A 2,905-nucleotide genomic window follows, 5' to 3' on the forward strand; every position below is an offset into this window, starting at 1 on the left:
AGGGCGAGTCATACGTTCGCAACCTCGAGGGCGTAGTCTCGGTCATGCTGGTCTTGCTTCTCGCACTCCTCATGCCCGCCGACTCCGTCCTGGTCATCGCCCACCGGGGCGCGAGCGGTGAGCGCCCCGAGCACACGCTCGAGGCCTACCGGATCGCCATCGAGCAGGGCGCCGACGTCATCGAGCCCGACATCGTGAGCACGCGCGACGGCGTCTTGATCGCGCGGCACGAGAACGAGATCTCTGAGACGACCGACATCGCCCAGCGGCCGGCGTTCGCGGACCGGCGCACCACGAAAGTCATCGATGGCGTCGAGGTGACGGGCTGGTTTACCGAAGACCTCGACCTCGACGAGATCAAGACGCTGCGCGCGGTCGAGCGCCTGCCCGACCTCCGCCCGCAGAGCGCAGCCTACGACGGCCAGTTTGAGGTCGCGACCTTGGACGAGATCATCGCCCTTGCCCTCGAGGCCGGCGCCGCGCGGGGGCGGCCGGTGGGACTGTACCCCGAGACCAAGCACCCGACCCACTTCCGGCGGATCGGCCTGCCGCTCGAGGCACCGCTCGTCCACGCGTTGCACGCTGCGGGCTGGTCCTCGAGGACGGACCCCGTCTGGATCCAATCGTTTGAGATCGGCAACCTGGAGCTGTTGCGCGGCATGACCGACTTGCGCCTGGTCCAACTCGCGTACCCCGGTGGCACGCCCGCCGACCGGCCGGAGACGCCGTACGACGAGATGACGACGCCGGACGGCTTGGCGACCGTCGCGACCTACGCGGACGCCATCGGCGTCGCGAAGTCGTTCGTCCTCGAGGACGATCTCTCGCCATCGGGTCTCGTCGAGGACGCCCACCGTGCCGGACTCGAGGTCCACGTCTGGACGATCCGAGCCGAGAACGCGTTTTTGCCCCCGGTCCTGCGGGATGGGGACGATCCGGCGGTCCAGGGAGACCTCGGGGCCGAGGTTCGCGCCCTCGAGGTCGCGGGCGTGGACGGGATGTTCAGCGACCACCCAGGGCTCGTGCTCCGAGCGCTGGGGCGCTAGCGCCTCGAGGACGGGCCGGTCTCCGGGGTCTCAGTATGATCCTGCGGTACCAGTTAGGGTTAGGCAGCGTCGCTCTCGAGGTCGCGGGAATGGCAGCGTCACATGTTGAGCACTTAAACGAGTTCTGGCATTGCGCGCTGGAGGGATTGCAAATGAGGACGGCAGATGGCTCCTCCTCTCTAGCTCCCACCATGTCCGATCTGTCCAAGTCCCCCGCCTACGTCGAAGCCACCATCCGCGAGTCCGTCGCCCACGTCGAGGCGTGCATTCGGACGCCGCTCGCGGACCTAGGCTACACGGGGCCAGAGAGCGGGCTCACGTTGACGGACGGTCAGCACGACTTTTTGGCCGGGTACATCTGGGGCGGGCTCCAACGCCTCCTGGAAATGGGCGAGCTGATGTCGGAGGAGCAGGTCGAGCGCGCCGCTAACCGGCTCTACGCACGCTTGGTCGGTCCGTTCGACCGCGACATGCGGCCGTGGCACACCTGGGTCGTCCGGGAGGGTCTCCAGCACATGCAGCGCCCGCACGCGCTCTTGGGCTACTGCGCCGGCCGTGGCGACGTGATGGAGCGGATGCGGGCGCAGGAGTTCCGCGCCGCGCTCGGCCCCGCGCTCGCCAACCTGACGGGCGACGACCTGGGACCGGAGGACACGGACACGATGATGAACCGCTAGAGGCATCACCCCACCTCCAGCGACCGTCCTCGAGGACCGTCAGGGCGGCGCAGCCAACGGGGAGCCCGGCGCGTCGCTCGCCGTTCGCGTCTCTCACGACTCCGGCCGACGTGCTCGCCGACCGCCTCCGCCGCCCCGGCACCGTCTTGCTTGACGCCCCGCGTCCCGACGCCGACACCGGCCGTCGGGGAGCGTTGCTGTTTGAGAACCCCGCGCGCGTCGTGACGGCCTCGACGATTGACGAGGTGGAGCCGCTGCTCCGCGACCTCGATGCCGCCCTCGAGGACGGGCGCCACGTCGCCGGCTTCCTGGCCTACGAGGCCGGCTACGCCCTCGAGCCGACGCGATTCCACAACGTGAGGCAGGACGAGACGGTGCCCCTCGGTTGGTTCGGCGTCTACGACGAGCCGCTCGCTCTCGGCCTCGAGGACGTGAATGCGGCGTTGCCGCTACCAGCGGAGGTCGGCGCCCTCGCGTTCGGGTACGGGCGTGAGGACTACCAGGTCGCCATCGACGCGGTGCGCGCGCACATCCGAGCGGGAGACGTCTACCAGATCAACCTGACGGCGCCGCTGCGGGGACCGTTCGAGGGCGACCCGCTCGCCCTGTTCGCCCGGCTCCGAGATCGGCAACAGGCGTCGTACGGCGCGTGGATCGCCCTCGAGGGTGCGGCCATCGCGTCCGTCTCGCCGGAGCTCTTTTTCCGTGTCGACAGGGAGCAGGGCCGGACCATCACGGCCCGGCCGATGAAGGGAACGGCTCCGCGGGGGACCTCGAGGGCGACCGACGATCAGCTTCGCGACGATCTCCAGGCGGACGCGAAGAACCGGGCCGAGAACCTGATGATCGTCGACCTGCTGCGTAACGACCTCGCCCGGGTCGCCGAGACCGGCAGCGTCCGCGTGCCGGCGCTCTTCCAAGCCGAGCGCTACGAGACGGTCACGCAGATGACTTCGACCGTGACAGCGACGCTCCGTTCAGAGGCCGGTCTTGGGGACGTGGTGCGGGCGCTCTTCCCGTGCGGCTCGATCACGGGCGCCCCCAAGCTCCGCGCGATGGGCGTCATCCGCGACCTCGAGGTCGGCCCGCGCGGCGTGTATTGCGGGACGATCGGCTACGCCGCGCCCGACGGCACGGCCGCGTTCCACGTCGCCATCCGCACGGCCGTCGTCGCAGACGGGC

3 protein-coding genes are annotated in these 2,905 nt (G+C 69.6%); all 3 read left to right on the plus strand.

The annotated features are described in order from the left end of the window. Positions 1-1,046: glycerophosphodiester phosphodiesterase (locus tag WBA11_RS07885; RefSeq protein ID WP_424520150.1), on the plus strand; the 1,046-nt coding region annotated here is incomplete at its 5' end. Positions 1,047-1,237: 191 nt separating this feature from the next. After that, positions 1,238-1,723: a hypothetical protein gene (locus tag WBA11_RS07890; protein ID WP_424520151.1), complete on the plus strand. Its 486-nt coding sequence runs from the start codon at positions 1,238-1,240 to the stop codon at positions 1,721-1,723. 110 nt (positions 1,724-1,833) lie between these two features. Beyond that, positions 1,834-2,905: chorismate-binding protein (locus tag WBA11_RS07895; RefSeq protein WP_424520152.1), on the plus strand; the 1,072-nt coding region annotated here is incomplete at its 3' end.

The organism is Rubrivirga sp. (assembly GCF_049648075.1).
GTDB lineage: Bacteria > Bacteroidota > Rhodothermia > Rhodothermales > Rubricoccaceae > Rubrivirga.

Excerpts from the sequence above, each read along its gene's own strand:
- WBA11_RS07890 (WP_424520151.1), top strand. The coding sequence starts at position 1,238 with ATGTCCGATCTGTCCAAGTCCCCCGCCTACGTCGAAGCCACCATCCGC.